Source organism: Geomonas azotofigens (assembly GCF_018919395.1).
GTDB classification, from domain to species: Bacteria; Desulfobacterota; Desulfuromonadia; order Geobacterales; family Geobacteraceae; genus Geomonas; species Geomonas azotofigens.
This window is the reverse complement of record NZ_JAHLME010000003.1, coordinates 1,009,496-1,028,531: the sequence shown is the minus strand read 5'-3', so window position 1 is coordinate 1,028,531 and position 19,036 is coordinate 1,009,496. Positions and strand designations below refer to the sequence as shown.

Genomic DNA, 19,036 nt, shown 5'->3' with positions numbered 1-19,036 from the left:
GTTCTCCACGGTCTCCTGCTCGATCTTTTCGCGCTCCGCCGCCGGAACCTCGTGCTCCGGGGTCAGGAGCAGGTTCAGCATCCTCTGGGCCTCGCTTTGTGCGTACGCTACGTCTCTCATCATCACTGAATCTCCTTGTCGCTTCACATGAAGCATCTGGTGTAGAGCTATCAAATACCGCCTCTGTGCGTTGAATGGGGGAGGTGCTAGCCTCGTGAGTTCCTTTTCAACGCTTCGGCAATCTTGTGCCGCTTCTCCAGCGGCGTGCCGGAATTGTGCCTTGTTTTCATCTGCGCCGCCTTGAGCTGGAAGAGGGCGGCATCCCCGGCGACGTGTACCAGGGCCTCGGAGTGGCATTCCTTGGCGCAGGCCGGATCGCCGTCACAGAGGTCGCACTTGAAGGGGATCCCCTTGGCGTCCTGCTCGACCATGCCGTATGGGCAGGCGGAGACGCAGGCGCCGCATCCGGAGCACAGGTCGCGGTTGAGACGGACCACCCCGTCCGCGCCACGGAACATGGCGTCGGTAGGGCATGCTTCCAGGCAGTTTGCCTTGGGGCACTGGAAACAGATGTTGGGGACAGAGAAGCCGCGCAGCGGGAAGTTGGTCACGCGCATCCTGGCCTTGCTGGGTTGAAAGACGCCCTCCTTGTTGGCGGAGCAGGCGAGGGTGCACCTGTTGCAGCCGGTGCACAGATCCGGGTTGGCGAAGAGTTCTTTTTTCAAGGTCAGGTCTCCTATAGGGTCGTTGTCTCGAGGCCGAGGGCGGCCAGCTTACGCGACGAAGGGATCCCCTTGGCGCTCCAGTCGCGCAGTTCGTAGTAGGACTGCATGGCGCGGGCGAGGTCGGCACGGCTGAAGACGCGCCCCGCGTGGCGCCCCCCTTCGAGCGGTCGCTCCATGATCTTCTTGGGGAGCGTGTCGTCAGCCGCAGTAAAGCCGGCCGCCAGGTTGAAGAGCCTGCTCAGGGTCCAGATCCGCTCACCGGCCCGGTCCAGTTCCTCGGCGCTCACCGGTTCGCCCAGCCCTGCCGACATGAGGTCCGCCTCGATGGACGTGTTGACTGTGCCCCAGAAATCGCAGAAGCCGAGCGACCATTTGATCGAGTTGGCGTTTTGCGCGTCTACCACATCGGAGACCAACGCGTCGATATCGTGGGGGTCGGTGGCGAAGATGGGGAAGGCGCGCAGGTGGCAGGCACCGCGCTCGCTGGTCGCATAGGCGATACCCATGCCGAAGTTGCCGCGTGGCTCGTAGGCGGGCATCTCGAGCCCCTTCACCTCCATGCTGAGCTCTTCTGCGCCGTACTTGGCGGCTAGGTGCTTCGCCCCTTTGGCCAGGTCGCGCCCGCGCTCGGTGGAGAGGGTTGCGATCTCGTAGACGACCTTGAGGTATTCCTCCACCTGCCCGAAACGCAGGTTGAAGTCGTGGACGCCGTTCTCGGTCATCTCCATGGCGAGGCTTATGGTGCTGCCGCAGGTCATGGTGTCGAGCCCAAGGTCGTCGCACAGGCGGTTGAAGCGGATCACCGCCTCGAGGTCGTGGATCTCGCAGTTGGAGCCTCCCAGGCAGAGCGTCTCATACTCGGGTCCCTCAATCTCGGCGGAGTTCACCCGGGTGAACTTGCCGCAGGCCATCGGGCAGGACGCACAGGCGCGGTTGCCCAGCTTGGCAGCCTGGATGGCGTCGGAGTTGAGCCGCTCCTTCCTTCCGTTGAACCCCTTGGTGTAGTTCCTCGTGGGGTGGATCCCCATCTCGTTGGTCACCTCCACAAGGATCGGCGTGCCGTCGGTCTTGGCCCAAAGGTTGTCGTCGCACAGCAGGTCGTTTTTGGTGAAGTGGTCGGTGCGCTCCAGGAACCTGGGCATGTCGGCGACCCTGACCCCGCCGGTGCCGCGGCAGACGACTCCTTTCAGGTTCTTGCTCCCGAAGAGCGCGCCGGTCCCGCCGCGGCCGAACTGGCGGTAGGACTCGGAGCCGATCATGCTGTAGGTGATCATGTTCTCTGCGGCCGGCCCGATGGCGAGGGTCTTGGCCCCGTGGGCGCCGATGGCCGCTTCCATCAATTTCTCCGTTTCAAAGATCCCCTGGCCCGTCATGTGTTCGGCGCTCTCGATGCTGACCCGATCGTCATCGATCTTGAGGAAGACCGGGGAGGCCGCGCGCCCCTTGATGATGATGCCGTCGTAGCCGGCGTACTTCAGTTCCGGACCGAAGGAGCCCCCCACGTTGGACTCGAAGATGGTCCCCGTATGCGGGGACTTGGAGACCAGGCACATTCGGGAGGCGAGCGGCACTAATGTCCCGCACAGGGGGGCGGTCATGATGACCACAACGTTCTCCGGCGCGAGCGGGTCGATCTCGGGTGAGACCGCATCCGTGTAGTAGCGCAGCGCCAGCCCCCATGCTCCCCAGTACTCGCGGAGCCACTCGGCGCGTAACGGCTCAGTCGTCACCGACTCCGCGCTAAGGTCGACCACCAACATCTTTCCCATGTAAAGATTCATGTTCACCCCGTATTAAGTCTGAAATTGGATGCAGCGGGGCCGCCCCTGGAACACGTGCGCCCCTTGGTCGGCGCACTCGTGATAGCACAGGGCGTGCCACGAGGCGGAGCCGCTGCAGGGCACGCGGTGCTGCGGCGCCTGCCCCTGCAGAGGATAACGTGCAACATCGCGTTTTCTTTAGCTTCGTGCGGAGAAGCCTGCGCTTAGTTCCTGGAACCGGTCCTTTCCATGGGTCGCGCGCGACCAGCCGACCAAAGCGCGTTCCGGCATTGGATAATGCAGCGACGCATCCTGCCGGCAAGACGGCACGGGAACGCTACTAATGGGGCCTGATGAAAGGGTTGCTGCTTGGAATTGCTGGAATTAGCGGGAAAGACGGGACACGGTCGGGGAGGCGGCAGCGGTGCGGCGGCCGCGCCGTCAGGATGCGGCGCTGCATCAAGGATGCATGGCCACATCGCCGCGTGATGTGCCGCAACCGGATCCGGTCAGGCGGGGATGGTGAACTGGTCCATGTCCATGTGCAGCAGGTCCACCACGAGCTTGCGTCCGGTCAGGGGGCGCCCGGTCCCGAGCAGCAGTTTGCAGACTTCTGCGGCCTGGAGGCTCGCCACGGCCGCAGGCGTGAAGGAGGGGTTGCCCAGTTCGCGCTCCACTCCCGCGCCGGAGCTCCAGGAGCGGTAGATGTGGCGAAGCGTTGCCTGCCCCGGCAGTTGCGTGGCGACCTGGCCGTACCAGCCGGCAATGGCGCCGTGCACCAGCGGCACCCCGAAGGTGTTGCAGGCGTCGGCCAGTTCAAGCCTGCTCTGCACGTTATCGAGGGCATCGACGGCGGCTGAGCACCCGGCGATCAACTCGCCGGCGTTGTCGGGGCAAAAGCAATCCTGCACCGGCAGCACGGTCACCGCCGGGTTGATGTCCGCGACCCGTTGTGCGGCCGCGGCGGCCTTGGGCGTCCCGAGCGCCTCGATGCTGCTGAGGAGTTGCCGGTTGAGGTTGTGTTCCTCAAACAGGTCGGGGTCTACGGCGACGATGGTACCGACCCCGAGCCGGGCCAGGTGCTCCACGACGTAGCCGCCCAGCCCGCCGCATCCAACCACGGCGACCCGGCTGCCGTGCAGGACGAGCTGCCCCTTTGGGCTTACCGTGCCGACGTTGCGCTGGTAGCGCGCCGGGAGCAGGCCCATCTCGAGTATCGCACGCTCCGCCTGTGCGACGGTGATTCGGAAGCGGCGCGCCGCCTCGGCCTGGTACTGCCAACAGATGAGGTCTCCCTCCGCGTGTTCCTTGAGAAAGCTGCTCAGTTGGTCCATTTCGGTTATCCTTTGCGTCGACGCGCAGGCTGCGGCGTGTGCTCTACCTGCCGGGTTTTTGCAGCGCGGCAATGCTGGTTGTTGCCTGTCATGGTAAGTCTGTGATATCGTGCCCGACTACCGGGATCGCCCTTGGCTGCTGCCGGCGCTTTCCCGGTCACACCCCAAGGTATAAGGTGACGACATGGCAGTGAAGCAAAAAGGGGGCCCGATGAACGCGCTGGAGATAGAAATCGCCATCGCGGCCCTGCATAACACAGGGGATTACCAGGTGCTGCGCCGCCTGAACCTGGCTCGGGACGCGCGGCTCGGGCGCCCGGGCCCAAGCCACGCCAAGATCGCGCTCTGCCTCGACACCGAGACCACCGGGTTGAACCACAAACAGGACAAGGTCATCGAGCTGGGCATCGTCGCCTTCGAGTTCGACCCCGTCAGCGGCGAGATCTACCGCATCACGGACCGCTACTCCGGCTTCGAGGACCCCGGCTTCGCCATTCCCCCCGAGGTTCGGGAGATTACCGGCATCTCCGACGACATGGTGCGCGGACAGGCTTTCGATGACGCCATCGTCAATGCCCTGGCCGAGAAATCCGATCTCGTCATCGCGCACAACGCGGCCTTCGACCGCAAGTTCGTGGAAACGCGTTTCCCCTCCTTCGTGAAACTCCCTTGGGCCTGCACCGTCTGCCAGATCGACTGGAACGCGGAGCGGCTCTCCTCGCGCACCCTGGAATTTCTGCTGTACAAGACCGGGTCCCTCACCATCAACGCCCACCGGGCCCTGGATGATGCCGAGGGGGTGCTGGGGCTGTTGCTGGAGCGTTTGCCGGTGAGCGGTGCGCCGATCTTCCTGGAGCTTTTGAAGCGGGCGCACGAGGTTACTTCGCGCATCTACGCCGTATCGGCTCCTTTCGACAAGAAGGATGTGCTCAAGGAGCGGGGGTACCGCTGGAGCGACGGGACGCAAGGGGGGAGCAAGGCCTGGTGGCGCGACGTGCCGGCGCACGAGGAACCGGAGGAGCTCGCCTACCTGGCGCGGGAGATCTACCCGCGCGGCAACACCAGTGCCGTACAGGTCATGCGCTGCGACGCCTATGCGCGGTTCTCGGTGCGGGAGTAGTTAAAATCTAAAGCTTTTAACGCAAAGGCGCAGAGCCGCAAAGGCGCTAAGAAAACCTTTTTGGGGGGAAGACACACCCCTTAGAATCTGAACTCTTTGCGTCTTTGCGGCTTTGCGTTACAAATTGGTTTTTGGTTTATAACGCTTTCGCTTTTCCCCCGTAGTTGCATTCTCTTTGCGCCTTGGCGCCTCTGCGCCTTTGCGTTGAAGCTTTTTGCTTTTGCTCTGAATCTTTAGCAGAGCCACGCTAGATAAACTGAATGGATACCGGAGGTGGCATGAGCATCGACAGGGCCGAGATACTGATCGTCGGGGCGGGCATCATCGGACTCGCCATCGCGCGCGAACTGGTGCGGACCGGGCACGGCGACATCGTGATCATCGAGAAGGAAACCGAACTTGGGGTGCACGCCTCCGGCCGCAATTCCGGCGTGCTGCACGCCGGGATCTACTATTCGCCGGACAGCCTCAAGGCGAAGTCCTGCCTGAACGGCAACTTCCTGATGCGGGCCTACTGCAAGGAGAAGGGGCTGCCGCTTCTGGAAACGGGCAAGGTGATCGTGACCCGCACCGAGGCCGAACTGCCGGTCCTTGACGAGTTGTTCCGGCGCGCCACCACCAACGGGGCCAAGGTCGAGATGATCGACGAACGCCAGCTCGCCTCCATCGAACCCAATGCACGCACCGTGCAGCGCGCACTCTTCTCGCACTACACCGCGGTGGTCGACCCGAAGGCCGTGCTGAAGAGCCTGAAGAAGGACCTGGAGGGAAGCGGCAAGGTCACCTTTCTCATGGGGTGCCGCATGACCGGCCTCAAGGGGAGCGGGATCGCGGTCACCAGCTGCGGGGAGATCCGCTTCAACAGGTTCGTCAACGCCGCCGGGGCCTACTGCGACAAGGTGGCGGGCTTTTTCGGCGTGGGAAGAAACTACCGCCTGATTCCCTTCAAGGGGGTGTACCGGCTGCTCAAAAAGGACGCCCCGTACACGGTCAACTCCAGCATCTATCCGGTCCCCGACATCCGCAACCCGTTTCTCGGCGTCCATTTCACCCGCAGCGTGCACGGCGACGTCTACCTTGGGCCTACCGCCATCCCCGCCTTTGGCAGGGAGAACTACGGCATCCTCTCGGGGATGGGCGCGGAGGCCTTCTCCATCGCTTTCCAGGACCTGGTGCTGTTTTTGGCCAACAAGTCCTTCCGCAACGTGGCGCTCACCGAGCCGGCCAAGTACATCCCCTCCGTCTTCTTCAAGGACGCCGCGCGCCTGGTCAAGGAACTCTCGCCCGGGGACGTGGTCGCCGCCTCCAAGGTCGGGATCCGGCCGCAGCTCGTGGACTGGAACACCAAGCAGCTCGTGATGGACTTCCTGGTGGAGGCCGACGGGCCGACGGTCCACGTGCTGAACCCCATTTCTCCCGCGTTCACCTCGTCCATGGACCTCGCCCAGGGGATCGTGGCCCGGCACTTCGCTCCAGCGCCGTAACAAACTCCCTCTCCCTCTGGGAGAGGGGATAACGTGCTCTCGCACAGGGGGAAGATACAAAAGAAAAACCGCCGGGGGCGATGCTCCCGGCGGTTTTGTCGTTGCGGCATGCGTCTGGCCTCAGGCCGACTGGGACTGTGACTTCAAGCGCTTGTTAAGGGTCTGGCGCCCCATGCCGAGGATCTTGCCGGCCAGCCCCTGGTTCCCCTTGGCCATCTTCATCGCTTCCTCGATCATGTACTGCTCGACCTCGTCCAGGGTCGGGAAGTGCCCGAAGATGGCACACAGCGGGTTCTCACCGCCGCTCTTGTCCGCGCCGGAGTTCTTCGGGATGGGGCGCTCGTCGCCGATCACGGCCCGGAAGGTGTCCATGGAAAGGACCCCCGCGCCGTGGCGCAGGACCGCGTCCGAGACCATGGCCTCCATCTCCCGGACGTTGCCGGGGAATGGGTAGAGCGTGAGCATCACGGCCAGTTCCGGCGGCGGGGTCGGTTTCTTCTTCCCCATGCGGACGGCAGCCTTCTCCAGGAAGTGGTCCAAAAGCAGCGGGATGTCGTCCCGCCGCTCGCGCAGGGGAGGGAGGTGCACCCGGTGCCCGCAGAGCCGGTAGTAGAGGTCGTTTCTGAACTTCCCCTGCTTGATCATCTCCTGCAGGTCTCGGTTGGTGGCCAAGACGAGGCGGGCGTCGCTCTTCTTGACGAAGTCGGATCCTACCGGGTAGTACTCCTGTTCCTGCAACAGCCTCAATAGCTTGATCTGCGACATCTCGTTCAAGTCGCCGATTTCGTCGAGAAAGAGGGTGCCCCCGGCGGCGCGGGTGATCAGGCCGTCGCGGGCCTGGTCGGCGCCGGTGAAGGCGCCCTTGCGGTGGCCGAACAGGGTGTCGGAGAACATGTTGTCATCCAGTCCCGCCACGTTGAGCGCCACGTAGTCGCCGCTGCAGCCGCTCAGATCGTGGATGGCGCGGGCGATCAGCTCCTTCCCCGTCCCGGTCTCGCCGGTGATGGTGACCGGCTGCCGCGTGCCGGCGATCACCTCGAGGTACTGGAACACGGCGCGCATCGCCTTGTTGCCGGTGATGATCCCGGCGAAGGCCTCCGGGTGGTCCAGCCGGTCGGTGAACATGTAGGCTTTCAGCGCGGAGAGCTCGTTGGCGAGGCTGCGCATTTCCATCGCCTTTTTCACCGAGGTGAGCAGGCGCTTCACGTCGATGGGCTTCACCAGATAGTCGAAGGCGCCATCCTTCATGCAGTTGACCACCGTCTCCACCTCGTTGTTGGCGGTGGCGACGATCACCTTGATATGCGGGTGCTGCTTCACGATTTGCGGCAGCAATTCCACCCCGGTGATGTTGGGCATGCGCAGGTCGAGCACGATGACGTCCACCTCCTCGCGCTCCAGGAGCGGCAGCACCAGGCGGCTGTCGCTTTCGAGGATGACGTCGTTCCAGCCGGCGTTGTTGAGGCAGGCGCGGCACCCCTCGAGGATCAGCGCTTCGTCGTCGACCAGCAAAATCCGTTGCGAATGCTTGTTTATCGCTTGCACTGCTGATACCTCCTGCTAACTGTGGAAACTCCCCGTGCCGCCGTCACCGCGCCTGCGGCCCCGGGAGGGTGAAGTAGAAACACGCGCCCCCGTCGACCTCGCCCTCGGCCCAGACGCGCCCGCCGTGGCGCTGGATGATGCGCTGGACGGTAGCGAGCCCCACGCCGAAGCCGCTGAATTCCCGCTCCGAATGGAGGCGCTGGAACGGGCTGAACAGCTTGTCCGCCTGCGCCATGTCGAATCCCGCCCCGTTGTCGCGCACCAGGTAGACCTCCTCGCCGTCGCGCAGTTCGCGGCCAAACTGTATCTGGGACTGCTCCCTTTTGCTGGAGTACTTGCAGGCGTTGGAGATGAGGTTCTCGAGCACCACCTTGAGCAGGTTCGGGTCGCCGTAGGCGGCGAGGTCGGGCTCGATGGTGAAGTTGAGCCTGCGTCCCGGGGAGGCCAACTGCTGCGCCGCGGCTATCAGGGCCGCCATCTCGCTCAGGTTGACCGGGGACTTGACCATCTCGGCGCGGGAGACCCGTGAGAACTCCAGCAGCGTCCTGATCAGCTGGTTCATGTTGATGGTCTCGTTGAAGATGACGTCGATGAACTCCTTGCACCCCTGTTCCAGGGTGGCGCCGTAGAGCTCCAGGATCACCTGGCAGTAGCCGTTGATGTTGGTGAGCGGCGTGCGCAGGTCGTGGGAGACCGTGTAGCTGAAGCCTTCAAGGTCGCGGTTGGCGATTTCGAGCTCCTCGGCACGGGCCGACAGGGTGAGGTTCAACTGCTCGATTTCACGCTGGTTGCGCACCCGCTCGGTGATGTCCTCCTGGACCGCGACGAAGTTGGCGATCTCCCCCGCTTCGTCGAGGACCGGCGAGATGGAGCTTGACTGGTAGAGGGGAAGGCCGTTGCCGTCCACCCCGGCCAGCTCGCCGTGCCAGGTGCCGCCGGAGGAGAGCTTGGCCCAGATCTCCTCCCCTGCCGGCAGAAGTTCGGCCAGGGGGCGTCCCAGCGCCTCGGACTCGGCCTTGCCGGTCAGTTCAGTGAACTTCGGGTTGACGTATTCCACGGTCCCCTCGGGATCGGTGATGATGATGGAGCTGGGGCTTTGCTGCACCGCGCGCGACAGCTTGCGCACGAAAGCCTGCTGGGCCTGCAGCTCACGTTCCATGGACAAGGTGGTGAGGCAGGCATCGATGGCGCCGAAAAGCTTACCGCTGTCGATGGGCTTCAGGACGTAGCGCGCGATCCCCAGCTCGATCGATTCCAGGAGGTACTGCATGTCGCTGTGCGCGCTGGTGACGATCACCGGCAGGGAGGGCTTCCGCTCCAGGAGCCGCCGCGCCATCTCGATGCCGCTCATCACCGGCATCTTGATGTCGGTGACCACCAGGTCCGGGGCGAAGGTGGCGTAGAGCTCCAGCGCTTCGGCGCCGTTTTGCGCCGCGTGGATGGCGAGACCGCGGAAGCGTCGCTCCAGGAGGGTGAGTACCGTCTGCCTGGTGAGCTCGTCGTCCTCAACGTATAACAGGGTGAAACCGGTGCCCGGTGCGGCTGCTACCATGTCAAACCTCGATCCTGAATTCGGCGCCCGCCGCGGTGTTGCGCACGGTCAGCGAGCCGTTCATGCTCTTTTCCACGATGTTCTTGGCCATGAAGAGGCCGATCCCGGTCCCCTTGCCCTGCTCCTTGGTGGTGAAGTAGGGCTCGAAGATGCGGCCGATCACCTCGTCCGGGATGCCGCCGGCGTTGTCGGCGATGGTCACCACGGCCCGACCCTCGTGGCGGGACAGGGCGACCTTCAGGTGCGGCGAGCGCACCTTCCGCTCGCAGAAGGCGTCCATGGCGTTGTTGATGATGTTCAAAATGACCTGGGAGAACTCGTTGGGATGGCCGACCACGGGCGGGACCTCCCCGGCCTCCAGCTCGATCACGATCCCCTTGTCGTTGAGGCTGCCGTCGACCAGCGCTAGGGTGCGCCGCAGCACCTTCTCCAGCTGGAACTCGGTCTTCTCCTTGTCGGGAGTGAAGAAGTTCCTGAAGTCGTCGATGGTCTGGGACATGTGCCGGATCATCTGCATGATTTTGCCGGTGCTCGTATCGAGGTACTCCCGGCTGAAATTGCCGTACTCGTAGGAGAGGGTGAGGTCCTGGACCAGGAGCCCGACCGCGTTGAGCGGCTGGCGCCACTGGTGCGCGATGTTGCCGATCATCTCCCCCATCGCCGCCTGGCGGCTTTGCTGCATGAGCACCTCGTCCTTCTTGCGCAGCTCTTCCAGCGCCTGCAGGCGTTCCGCCGTCTCCTGGGTCAGCGCCGCGGTCCGCTCCAACACCCGTTGCTCGAGCTCGCGGTTCAGATTGGAAAGAAGCGCCTGCGCCCCGAGCAGTTCCTGGTTCTTTTCCGCCGCCATCTCGTAGGTCGCCAGCAGCAGCTCCAGGGTATGGGCGCAGTCGGCGTGGACCCGGTACTGCCGGCCCCGGTAGCCGACCGAGACCTCGTTGTCGACCTCCCCCTGGCGGCACAGGCGCTCCCCCTCGAGCACCGCGCGGATCCGGGACAGGAGGAGCTTGCGGCTGTAGGGCTTGGAGACGAAGTAGTCCGCCCCCACCTCGAGGCTGTGCAGCACGTCGGCGGGGTCGTTCAGGTGGGTGAGCAGGATGATGGGGAGCTGTCCCTTCCCCTGCAGCTCCCTGACGCGGCGGCACAACTCGAAACCGTCCATCTCCGGCATGAGGATGTCGCTGATGACGAGATCGGGGCTGTCGGTGCCGATTTTCGCCAGCGCCTCGCTGCCGTTTCGGGCGCTGAGCACCCGGTATCCCTGTTCGGCCAGCATCTGTTCCAGCAGTTTCGCCTGGGTAGGGCTGTCGTCGACGATGAGTATGCGGTGCCGCGCGGCACCCGGGGTGTTGTCGGTATCCATCTCTTCTCTTTCCTTAGCTTGCGGGGGTGATCCCGCCTTTACCTGTCATCCTCTGCAACAGTTCGATGATCGCCGCCGGCGGCAGCACGTGCTGGGCCGCGTCGATCTCGATCGCCTCGCCCGGCATGCCGAAAACCATGGAACTTTCCCGGTCCTGGGCCACCGTGATGCCGCCGCGCCCGCGGATCGCCTTCAATTCGAGCGCCCCGTCCTTCCCCATGCCGGTGAGGAGCACGCCCATGGCGTGGCGGCCGTAGCTTTGCGCCACCGAGCGGAACAGCGCCGAGACCGAGGGGCGCACGCCGTACTCCGGGGGGGCGTCGGAGAGGAGGAGCCTCCCGGAAGGGGTCACCTCCATGTGGCAGTTGTCGGGCGCCACGTAGACCTGGCCGGGGACCAACTGCGCGCCGTCGGTGCCGAGCGCCACCGGGAGCGTGGAGGAGCGGTTCAGCCAGTGCACGAAATTCTCTGTGAAGCCGACCGCCATGTGCTGCACGACCACGACCGCGGCGGGGAAGTGTGCGGGGAGAGCGGCGAGGATCTGGCGCAGCAGGGGCGGCCCTCCCGTCGAGGCGCCGATCGCCACCACCTTGACCGGATGCACCGGGGGGAGAGGGACCGGCCGGTCGGTGCGGGGGGGGACCTTGCCGGACGGGAAGGTGCGTCGCACCACCTTTATCTCGGCCATCAGCTTCAGGTGACGGACCAGGTTGTCCACCGAGGCCTGGTACCCCGGCGTCCCCACCGGGTCCGGCTTGGAGAGCACCATGAGGGCTCCGGCCTCCATCACCCGGAACAGTGTGGCGGAATCCCTCGGGTTCATCTTCCCGGTGACGATGACGATGGGGACCGGCCAGCTGGACATGATGGCCCGGGTGGCGTCGAAGCCGTCCATGCCGGGGAGGTTGATGTCCATGGTTATCAGGTCGGGGCGCAGGGTCCTCGCGGCCTCGACGGCCTCCTCACCGGTTTCGGCCGTAGCGATCACCTCGATCCCGGGATCCGCCTCAAAGGCAGCGACCAGCGCGCGTTGCACCGTTTTCGAATCCTCTACCACCAGCAGTCTGATCACGCGGACCCCGTCAGCTTAGTTTTTGAATCACCTCGATCAGGTTGGCCTGATCGAAGCCGCTTTTCACCAGGTAGGCGCTCGCCCCCACGTCGATGCCGCGCTCCCGGTCGGCGCGCGACTCAAGTCCGGTCACGAGGATCACCGGCAGCGCGGCCAGCCTGCTGTCGGCGCGAATCGCGGCGGTGAGCTGGAAGCCGTCCATGCGCGGCATCTCGATGTCCGAGACGACCACGTCGCAACTCTCCGCTTTGAGCTGGGCGAGCGCGTCGGCCCCGTCCACGGCGGTACGGACCTCGTAACCGGCCGATTCCAGGATGTTCTTGAGGAGCGTGCGCGAGGTGATGGAATCCTCCGCGACCAGCACCGAGACGCGCCGGGCCGGCACGGCGGGGGAGGGGGGCGGCACCGCGGGCGCCTCGATGGTAAGCGCCGAGCGGAACAGGTCCGCCACGTTGAGAACCGGCACCACCCTGCCGTTGCCGAGCACGGTGGCCCCGGCCACGTTGCGCACCCGGGAGAGCTGCCGCCCCAGCGGCTTGACCAGGATCTCCTGGACCCCGAGCACCTGGTCGACGGCGAAGGCGATCCTCTTGTCGCCGGCGTGCAGCAGCACGTAGCAGACGGTCCGCTCCATGCCGGCCGCGCCACGCTTCACCTCGAGGATCCGCCCCAGGGAGACCAGCGCGACCAGCTCGCCGTTGACGAGCAGCGTGTCGCGGTTTTCCAGCCGTTTCACCTCGTCGTGCGCCACCCTGGCGCTCAATTCAACGTTGGTGGCGGGAATGACGCAGTCGCGCCCCCCCACCTGCACCAGGAGGCCGCGGATCCTGGCGAAGGAGAGCGGAAAGACGAGACGGAACGCGGTCCCGGCGCCGGGGGTGCTGGAAACGCTCACGTGCCCCCCCAGGCGCTCGAGGGCGTCGCGCACGATGGCGAGCCCGACGCCGCGCCCGGAAACGCTGCCGACGCTCCTTTTGGTGGAGAGCCCCCCCTCGAAGATGAGCTGCAGCGCCTCATGGTCGGGCATGCGTTCCAGGAGCTCGGCCGAAACTCCCTCCAGCCGCAGCGCGGCGCCCTTGACCCGCGCGACGTCGATGCCGCCGCCGTCGTCCTCGAGGAGCAACTCGGCGCGGTTGGCGTCCTGCAGCCTGATCTCGATCCGGATCGAGCCCCTGGCCGGCTTTCCCGCGGCCTCGCGTACGGAAGGGGGCTCGATGCCGTGGTCGACCGTGTTGCGCACCAGGTGTAACAGCGGCTCCTTGAGTTCGGCCAGGATGCGGCGGTCGATCTCGAGTTCTCCCCCCAGGCAGGTGAACTCCGCCTCCTTGCCCAGTTCGCGGGAGAGATCCCGCACCACCTTGGCGAAGGGGTCGCAGAGCGTGGCGCAGGGGAGGAGCTGGAGCTTCTTCATCTCCTCCAGAAGCGGGTCGAGCATCGATTGCAGCGACCTCAGGTGCTTCTCCGCGCTCTTCTCCAAAAGGCGCAGGCGCCCCACCACCTGCCGCTCCGTGTGGCACCCCCGCTCGAGCAGGGCGCAAAGCGCCGCCTCCCGGCCGGTGGCATCCTTGGCGCCCCTTCTGGCGACCTCCAGGGCCCGGCCCTGTTCCCCTTGGCGCAGGGCGAGTTCGCCGGCCGCGGCCGCCAGTTCCTCGTGCAGCGCTGAGGCGGAAAGCTTCGCCGAGACCAGCTCCTCGGACTGCAGCAGGAGCTCTTCCAAAAGCCGCGCCGAGACCCGGACCGTCTCGTCCCCCTGCGGACGCGCCACCGCGTGGCGCTGCTGGACCGCTCTTCCCTCCGGGAGGCGTGCGGGGCGCGGGGCGGCGCCAGGTACGGCGACCGGTTCCGTCGCCTGCCGTGCCGGGGGCGCGACCGATTCCGGCGTCTCGCGCGGCGCAGTCCGGGCGAGCGGGGCGGGGATGGGAGGTGGGGCCTCGGCCGGGAAAGCAGCGGGCTCGGCGGCGGGGGAGCCGAAGCAGAGCCGCTGGCCCAGGTCGTTGATGCTGACGTGCAGCGAGTCGAACTGCTCGAGCCCGAGCGCGAGGTCGCCCCGCTTCAAATCCGCGAGCATGTCCTCGAGCCGCTGGCAGGCGAACGCCACATCCGGGAGGTTCACCGCGTGCGCCGCCCCCTTCAGGGTGTGCACGCGACGGAACACCGACTCGAGCAGGTGTCCGCGCTCGGCCGCCTCCGGGTCGCGCTCCAGCGCGAGGAGCAGGGAGGAGAGCTCCCCAAGGTGCTCGCGCGCCTCCTGTTCGAAGGTGGCCAGGAGCTCTTTGAGCAAGGCGTCGCTGTCAAGCATGCCGCGCGAGTCTCCCCTTTTCCGCCGTCATGGCCATCATGCCACCTTGTAGCCGCTGACCAGTTGCTGCAACTTCTGGTTCAGCTCGTAGAGGTTGCGGGCCGCCGCCTCGATCTGGCGCGATCCCTCGACGTTCTGGTCGCTGGCCTGGTTGATGCTCTGGATGGCGATGGCGATCTGGTCCATGCCGATGGCCTGCTCCTGGGTGGAGGTGACGATCTGCAAGGTGGCGTTGGAGGATTCCTCGATGCTGGCGGCCAGCTGCCGGATCGACTCGCCCGCCTCGCTGGACTGCTTCACCCCCGCCTCGACCGCCTTGCTCCCCTGTTCGGTGGCGAGGACCGCCGCGGTGGTCGCCTTCTGGATCTGGCCGATGATGTTCCTGACCTGGGAGGTGGCCTGCTTGGACTGGGTGGCCAGGTTCTTCACCTCCTGGGCCACGACGGCGAATCCCTTGCCGTGCTCCCCGGCCTTGGCCGCCTCGATGGCCGCGTTCACCGCCAAAAGGTTGGACTGCTCGGCGAGGTCGGCGACGGTGGCGATGATCTCGCCGATGGCCTGGCTCTGCTCCGAGAGGTTGACGATGCGCTCGGCGATGAAGCCCATGCGCTCGTCGATCCCCTGCATGCCGCCGATGGCGCTGTTGACCGATTCCCTGCCCGTGCGCGCGATCTGCGCGGAGCGGTGGGCCCCCTCGTACACCTGGCGCGACTTCTGCGAGGTGAGGTCGGTGGTCTGGCGGATCTCCTGGACGGTGGCGTTGGTCTCGGAGATGGAGGTCGCGGTCTGGGCCGAACTGGAGGCAAGTTCGCTGACCGTGGTCATGATCTCGGCGGCGGAGCCGGCCAGGATGTTGACCACCTCGGCGATTTCCACGGTGAGCTCCCTCACGTTGCTGGTCATGGTGCGGAAGGAGTTGCCCAGCCGGTCCTTGGGGGAGGCCGGGAGGACTTCGATGGTGAGGTCGCCGGACGCGATGCGGTCGGCGTTGTCGGCAAGGCTGTTGAGCGAGGCCACCATGTTGCGCATGGCGGAGCCGAACACGTCGCGCTCGGAAAGCGGGGTCACCTCCACGTCCAGGTCGCCCTGGGCGATGCGGTTGGCGGTTTCGCCCAGGCGACGCATGGAGTGCACCACCTTGCCCATGGACCTGAGCAACTGTCCGAGCTCGTCGGGAGAGTCGCTGCCGATCTCGACGGAGACGTCCCCCTGGGCGAGGCGCTCGGCGGCCTGCACCGCGTCGGTGAGCGGCCTGGTGATGGAGGCGGTGATGGCGAAGGCGATGAGGGCGGCGAGGATGCCGGCCAACGCCACGAGGACCGCGGTGATGGCGAAGGTGGAGCGCTGGTTGCGCCTGGACTCCTGCGCGAAGGACTCGGCTTTGGCGAAGGAGAACTTGAGCACCTCATTGACCTGGGCCTCGATGTTGGCGACGGTCCGGCGCGCGTAGGTCTTGTGGAAGGCAACGGCCTCCTTGATCTTGCCCTGCCGCACCAGGGAGATGGTCCGGGACCGGACCTCCTTCCACTGTTCCATCGACTGCTTGATCTGGTCGATCTTGGCCTTGTCGCCAAGGAACTTCTCGCGGGCAACGGCAAGCTGCTGGTAGACGATCTGTTCGCAGTTACTGATGTCGGTGAGGGAGTTTTCCAGGTCGGACGGGTCGTTGGCGTAGAGCACCACGTCCTTCATGTCTCGGTGCATGCGCACGATATTGCTGTCCACCTGGTGGATGGCGTTGGTGACCGTGAAGGGGTGTTCGTAAAACTCGTTCAGCAGGTCCCCTTCGGCCGCGATGTTCTTCAGGGAGAGCCCCCCGGTCAGGATGAGAAACAGCACCAGCACGGAAAAGCCGGCGGCAAGTCGGTAACGGATCTTCATAGTGCTCAGCATGGAACCCCCTAAAGACAGGTTAAGGTTGAGGTTGAGAAAACCTCAGCAGCGCAACCCTTAACGTTAAAATGCACAATCACCACTCAACCTCAACAACTCCTCAACCTGCCTCTTTACCCCACCTCTTCGTGCACCACCATCCTCGGGTCGGCGAGGATGCGCCCCATGTCGAGCAGGGCCATGCGCTCGGCGGTCACCCCGGCGACGAATTCCTCCCTGGGCCCGGTAAACGTGTCGGGAATGGGGAGCAGTTCATCGGCCGTCAAGGACATGGTGCCGACGACGCGGTCGGCCAGCACCCCGAATTCCATCCCCTCGTCTCCTACCACGATGACCCGGTTCAGGTCCGCTAGCCCGAGCGCCGGCAACTCGAAAAAGCGGCGCAGATCGACGATGGAGATGATGCGTCCGCGCAGGTTGGTGATCCCCAGCACGAAGGGGGGCGCGCAGAAAAGCGGCGTGAAATCGGTGAGCGGCAGCGTTGCCGCTATGTAGGAGAGTTCGATGGCGTAGCGCTCGCCGGAAAGCAGGAACTCGAGGCAGTCGATACCGGCGCTCCCGGGTTTCCCGCCGGGCTTGCGGCTCAAAAGGCGCGCCCGCTCTTCGAGGAGTGCGCGCTCGCGCTCCGGGTCGCGGGAAGGCGCCTGCGCCGCGGCGAAGGCGGCCTCCTGGCGTTTGAGCAGGTCAGCCCAATCTATGCTGGAAGTTTTTTGTGACATGCGCCATCTCCAGAAACAGTGCGGCGGTCGCGCTTACCTGCGGTTCAGGCCCGCGATCATCCCCTTGATCAACTGCGCCAGCATCCCCGCGGTGATCCCCTCGGCCTCCGGCAGCACCGCGGCCGGGTCGTAGCGTTGCAAAAGGCGCAGCGCGGTCTTGAAACTCTGCTCCGCTTCCCGAAGTTCCCCGCGCCTCCTGCAGAGGTTCCCCAGCGCGAAGTAGGCGAGCAGGTAGTCGTGGTCCAGGTAGAGCGCGCGCCTCACCGCCGTCTCCGCCCCGGCCGCGTCACCAAGCTGCTCCAGGATCATGGACAGCAGGTAGTGACCATGCGGGTCCAGGCGCTCTTGCAGCAGGGCCTTTTCGCACTGCTCGCGCGCCTCCTGGTAACGCCCGAGGTTCGCGAAAGAGCGCGCGGCGAGGGCGAGGCACTCGGCGAGGTGCGGCGCGCACAGGGCCAGCCTGGCCGCCTCCTGGTACTGCCCGGCGAGGTACGCGGCGCGGGCCTGTTCCACGCTTGCGGGGAGCGGTTCCGGCGACGGCGCGTGGGCGGGCGGATCCAGTCCTGCCTGCGGGACGCTGACCGGGACGCCGATCGTGGCGTCAGTCGGGACGCCAGTCGGGGCGCCAGTCGGGAGCGGCGCGGCGGGTGCGGCCTGGGCGGCTGGGCGCTGCGTTTTACGGCGCGGTTCCCCTTTTCTGAGCAGCACCGCGCCGTCGAAGTGGTGGCTGGTGAAGCCGGTCTGTTTCTGGTGGTCCACCTCGGTGGGGCCCACGAAAAGCCATCCCCCCTGTTTCAGCGCGGCGTGGAAACGGGCCACCGTCTTTTCGATCTGCTCGGCGTGGAAGTAGAGCATCACGTTGCGGCAGAAGACGACATCCATGCCGGCGGTGAGGGCCCCGGGCTCGGCCGTGTCGCTGGCCAGGTTCAGTTGCCTGAAGTGCACCATCTGCCGGATGTGGGGAACGATCTCGAACTGGCCGTCCCCGAGGGGGGTGAAGTACTCCATGAGCCATCCCGGTGCGTTGCGGAAGGACCACTTGCCGTACACCCCCCTGCGCGCGCGCTCCAGGGCTTCCTCGTTGATGTCGGTGCCAAGGAGCGTGATCTTCCAGTCGCCCGGATCCCGCAGCAGGCGGCTCAGGATGATGGCGATGGTGTACGGTTCCTCGCCGGTGGAGCAGCCGGCGCTCCAGATTTTCAGGGTTTTGCCGCCGCGGCGCCGCGTCGCGATGAGCGCGGGGAGTACCTGTTCTTCGAGAACGCGGTAGCTCTTGGGGTCACGCAGGAAGTACGTCTCGCCGATGGTCAGGGCGGCGCTCAGGGCCTTGAACTGCTCCTGGGACAGCGGGGCGGACATGAGCTGGAACAGGTAGTGGTCCAAGTCCTCGAAACCCGCCTCGCGCGCCAGCGCGGCCATCTTTTGCGCCAGGACGGGCAGCCGCCCTTCTGGGAAATGCAGCCCCATGTTCCTGGCGATGAACCGGGCGAAGCTGCCCAGGGCGTTGTGGTGGCGTGCCTCGCCCACGCTACGGCGCTTCCAGCGCGGCGCGGATCTGCGTCTCCTCGTCCGGGAAGAGCAGGGTGTCCAGATCGTGAATCAGCACCAGCCCCTCCGCCGTCCGGGTGACGCCGGCAAGAAATTCGGTTCCCGAGACGATCTCCTCTGCCGGCAGGAGCGCACCGGCCGCCTGCTCGCACACCCCTTCGGTCGCGTCGACATGGAGCGCCAGCGTGAGCCTCCCGGTACGGGCGATGACGAACTGGTCGTCACAGCCGATGCCGCGCTCCGGGAGCCGGAACCGTTTTCTCAGGTTGATCACGGGAATGACCTCGCCTTGCAGGTCGAGAATGCCCAGCACGATGTCCGGGGCATGGGGGAGCGGGGTGAGCGCCGCTGCCCTGACCACCCTGGTGGCCTGGTCAAGGCTCAAGGCGAAGCGTTTGCCGTCGAGGGCGAAGATGAGCAGGTGGATCGTGTCTATCGGTCTTCTCCAGGTTCGACATCACTACGGCGCTCTAATTTACCGCGCGTCGGGCTTCTATTCAAGCGGATTGTTGCGACTTTATGACTGATCTTGTGATTTTTTGCAATTGAAGTTTCTGCTTGGAGTACTGATGGGGGGCTTTGCCTCTTTTAACGATGATCTGGAGGTTCCGGAAATACAGTGGCC

The 19,036-nt window shown here is 65.4% G+C and carries 14 protein-coding genes; 2 read left to right on the top strand and 12 right to left on the bottom strand.

Going from position 1 to position 19,036, the window contains the following annotated elements; translation table 11 throughout:
* Positions 1 to 206: 206 nt before the first annotated feature.
* The 3 genes from KOL99_RS14225 to KOL99_RS14215 form a co-directional block, all read right to left on the bottom strand.
* On the bottom strand, positions 207 to 725 hold the full coding sequence (locus tag KOL99_RS14225) for a 4Fe-4S dicluster domain-containing protein (protein WP_216511106.1): 519 nt from the start codon (positions 723 to 725) through the stop codon (positions 207 to 209).
* Positions 726 to 736: 11 nt separating this feature from the next.
* Complete coding sequence (locus KOL99_RS14220) at positions 737 to 2,506, bottom strand: aldehyde ferredoxin oxidoreductase family protein (protein ID WP_216511105.1); 1,770 nt, start codon at positions 2,504 to 2,506, stop codon at positions 737 to 739.
* Between the two features lie 488 nt (positions 2,507 to 2,994).
* Positions 2,995 to 3,819: a HesA/MoeB/ThiF family protein gene (locus KOL99_RS14215; RefSeq protein WP_216511104.1), complete on the bottom strand. Its 825-nt coding sequence runs from the start codon at positions 3,817 to 3,819 to the stop codon at positions 2,995 to 2,997.
* Positions 3,820 to 4,003: 184 nt separating this feature from the next.
* On the opposite strand from KOL99_RS14215, the gene KOL99_RS14210 reads away from it, so the two are divergent.
* Together KOL99_RS14210 and lhgO are read left to right on the top strand one after the other, a co-directional pair.
* Positions 4,004 to 4,939 (top strand): 3'-5' exonuclease, encoded by a 936-nt coding sequence (locus KOL99_RS14210; protein ID WP_236026106.1) that lies wholly within the window; start codon positions 4,004 to 4,006, stop codon positions 4,937 to 4,939.
* Positions 4,940 to 5,217: 278 nt separating this feature from the next.
* Positions 5,218 to 6,423 (top strand): L-2-hydroxyglutarate oxidase, encoded by a 1,206-nt coding sequence (lhgO, locus tag KOL99_RS14205; protein ID WP_216511103.1) that lies wholly within the window; start codon positions 5,218 to 5,220, stop codon positions 6,421 to 6,423.
* Between the two features lie 120 nt (positions 6,424 to 6,543).
* On the opposite strand, the gene KOL99_RS14200 is transcribed toward lhgO, so the two are convergent.
* The 9 genes from KOL99_RS14200 to KOL99_RS14160 all read right to left on the bottom strand — a co-directional run bounded on the left by KOL99_RS14200 (position 6,544) and on the right by KOL99_RS14160 (position 18,826).
* Positions 6,544 to 7,968 carry a sigma-54-dependent transcriptional regulator gene (locus tag KOL99_RS14200; RefSeq protein WP_216511102.1) on the bottom strand — a complete coding sequence of 475 codons (1,425 nt, stop codon included), beginning with the start codon at positions 7,966 to 7,968 and terminating at the stop codon, positions 6,544 to 6,546.
* Positions 7,969 to 8,011: 43 nt separating this feature from the next.
* Positions 8,012 to 9,520 carry a sensor histidine kinase gene (locus KOL99_RS14195; protein WP_216511101.1) on the bottom strand — a complete coding sequence of 503 codons (1,509 nt, stop codon included), beginning with the start codon at positions 9,518 to 9,520 and terminating at the stop codon, positions 8,012 to 8,014.
* Position 9,521: 1 nt separating this feature from the next.
* Positions 9,522 to 10,880: a hybrid sensor histidine kinase/response regulator gene (locus tag KOL99_RS14190; RefSeq protein WP_216511100.1), complete on the bottom strand. Its 1,359-nt coding sequence runs from the start codon at positions 10,878 to 10,880 to the stop codon at positions 9,522 to 9,524.
* Between the two features lie 13 nt (positions 10,881 to 10,893).
* Entirely contained in the window at positions 10,894 to 11,952 is a 1,059-nt protein-coding gene (gene cheB, locus KOL99_RS14185; protein ID WP_216511099.1) for a chemotaxis-specific protein-glutamate methyltransferase CheB, read from the bottom strand.
* Between the two features lie 10 nt (positions 11,953 to 11,962).
* Positions 11,963 to 14,251, bottom strand: coding sequence for a hybrid sensor histidine kinase/response regulator (locus KOL99_RS14180; protein WP_216511098.1), 2,289 nt, complete (start codon positions 14,249 to 14,251; stop codon positions 11,963 to 11,965).
* 36 nt (positions 14,252 to 14,287) lie between these two features.
* Positions 14,288 to 16,144, bottom strand: a complete 1,857-nt coding sequence (locus KOL99_RS14175) for a methyl-accepting chemotaxis protein (protein WP_216511097.1) — start codon at positions 16,142 to 16,144, stop codon at positions 14,288 to 14,290.
* A 113-nt stretch (positions 16,145 to 16,257) separates the two neighbouring features.
* A complete protein-coding gene (locus KOL99_RS14170; protein ID WP_216511096.1) occupies positions 16,258 to 16,863 on the bottom strand; it encodes a chemotaxis protein CheW in 606 nt (201 codons plus the stop codon).
* A 33-nt stretch (positions 16,864 to 16,896) separates the two neighbouring features.
* Positions 16,897 to 18,390, bottom strand: coding sequence for a CheR family methyltransferase (locus tag KOL99_RS14165; RefSeq protein ID WP_328760399.1), 1,494 nt, complete (start codon positions 18,388 to 18,390; stop codon positions 16,897 to 16,899).
* A 1-nt stretch (position 18,391) separates the two neighbouring features.
* On the bottom strand, positions 18,392 to 18,826 hold the full coding sequence (locus KOL99_RS14160; protein WP_328760422.1) for a chemotaxis protein CheW: 435 nt from the start codon (positions 18,824 to 18,826) through the stop codon (positions 18,392 to 18,394).
* Between the last annotated feature and the right edge of the window lie 210 nt (positions 18,827 to 19,036).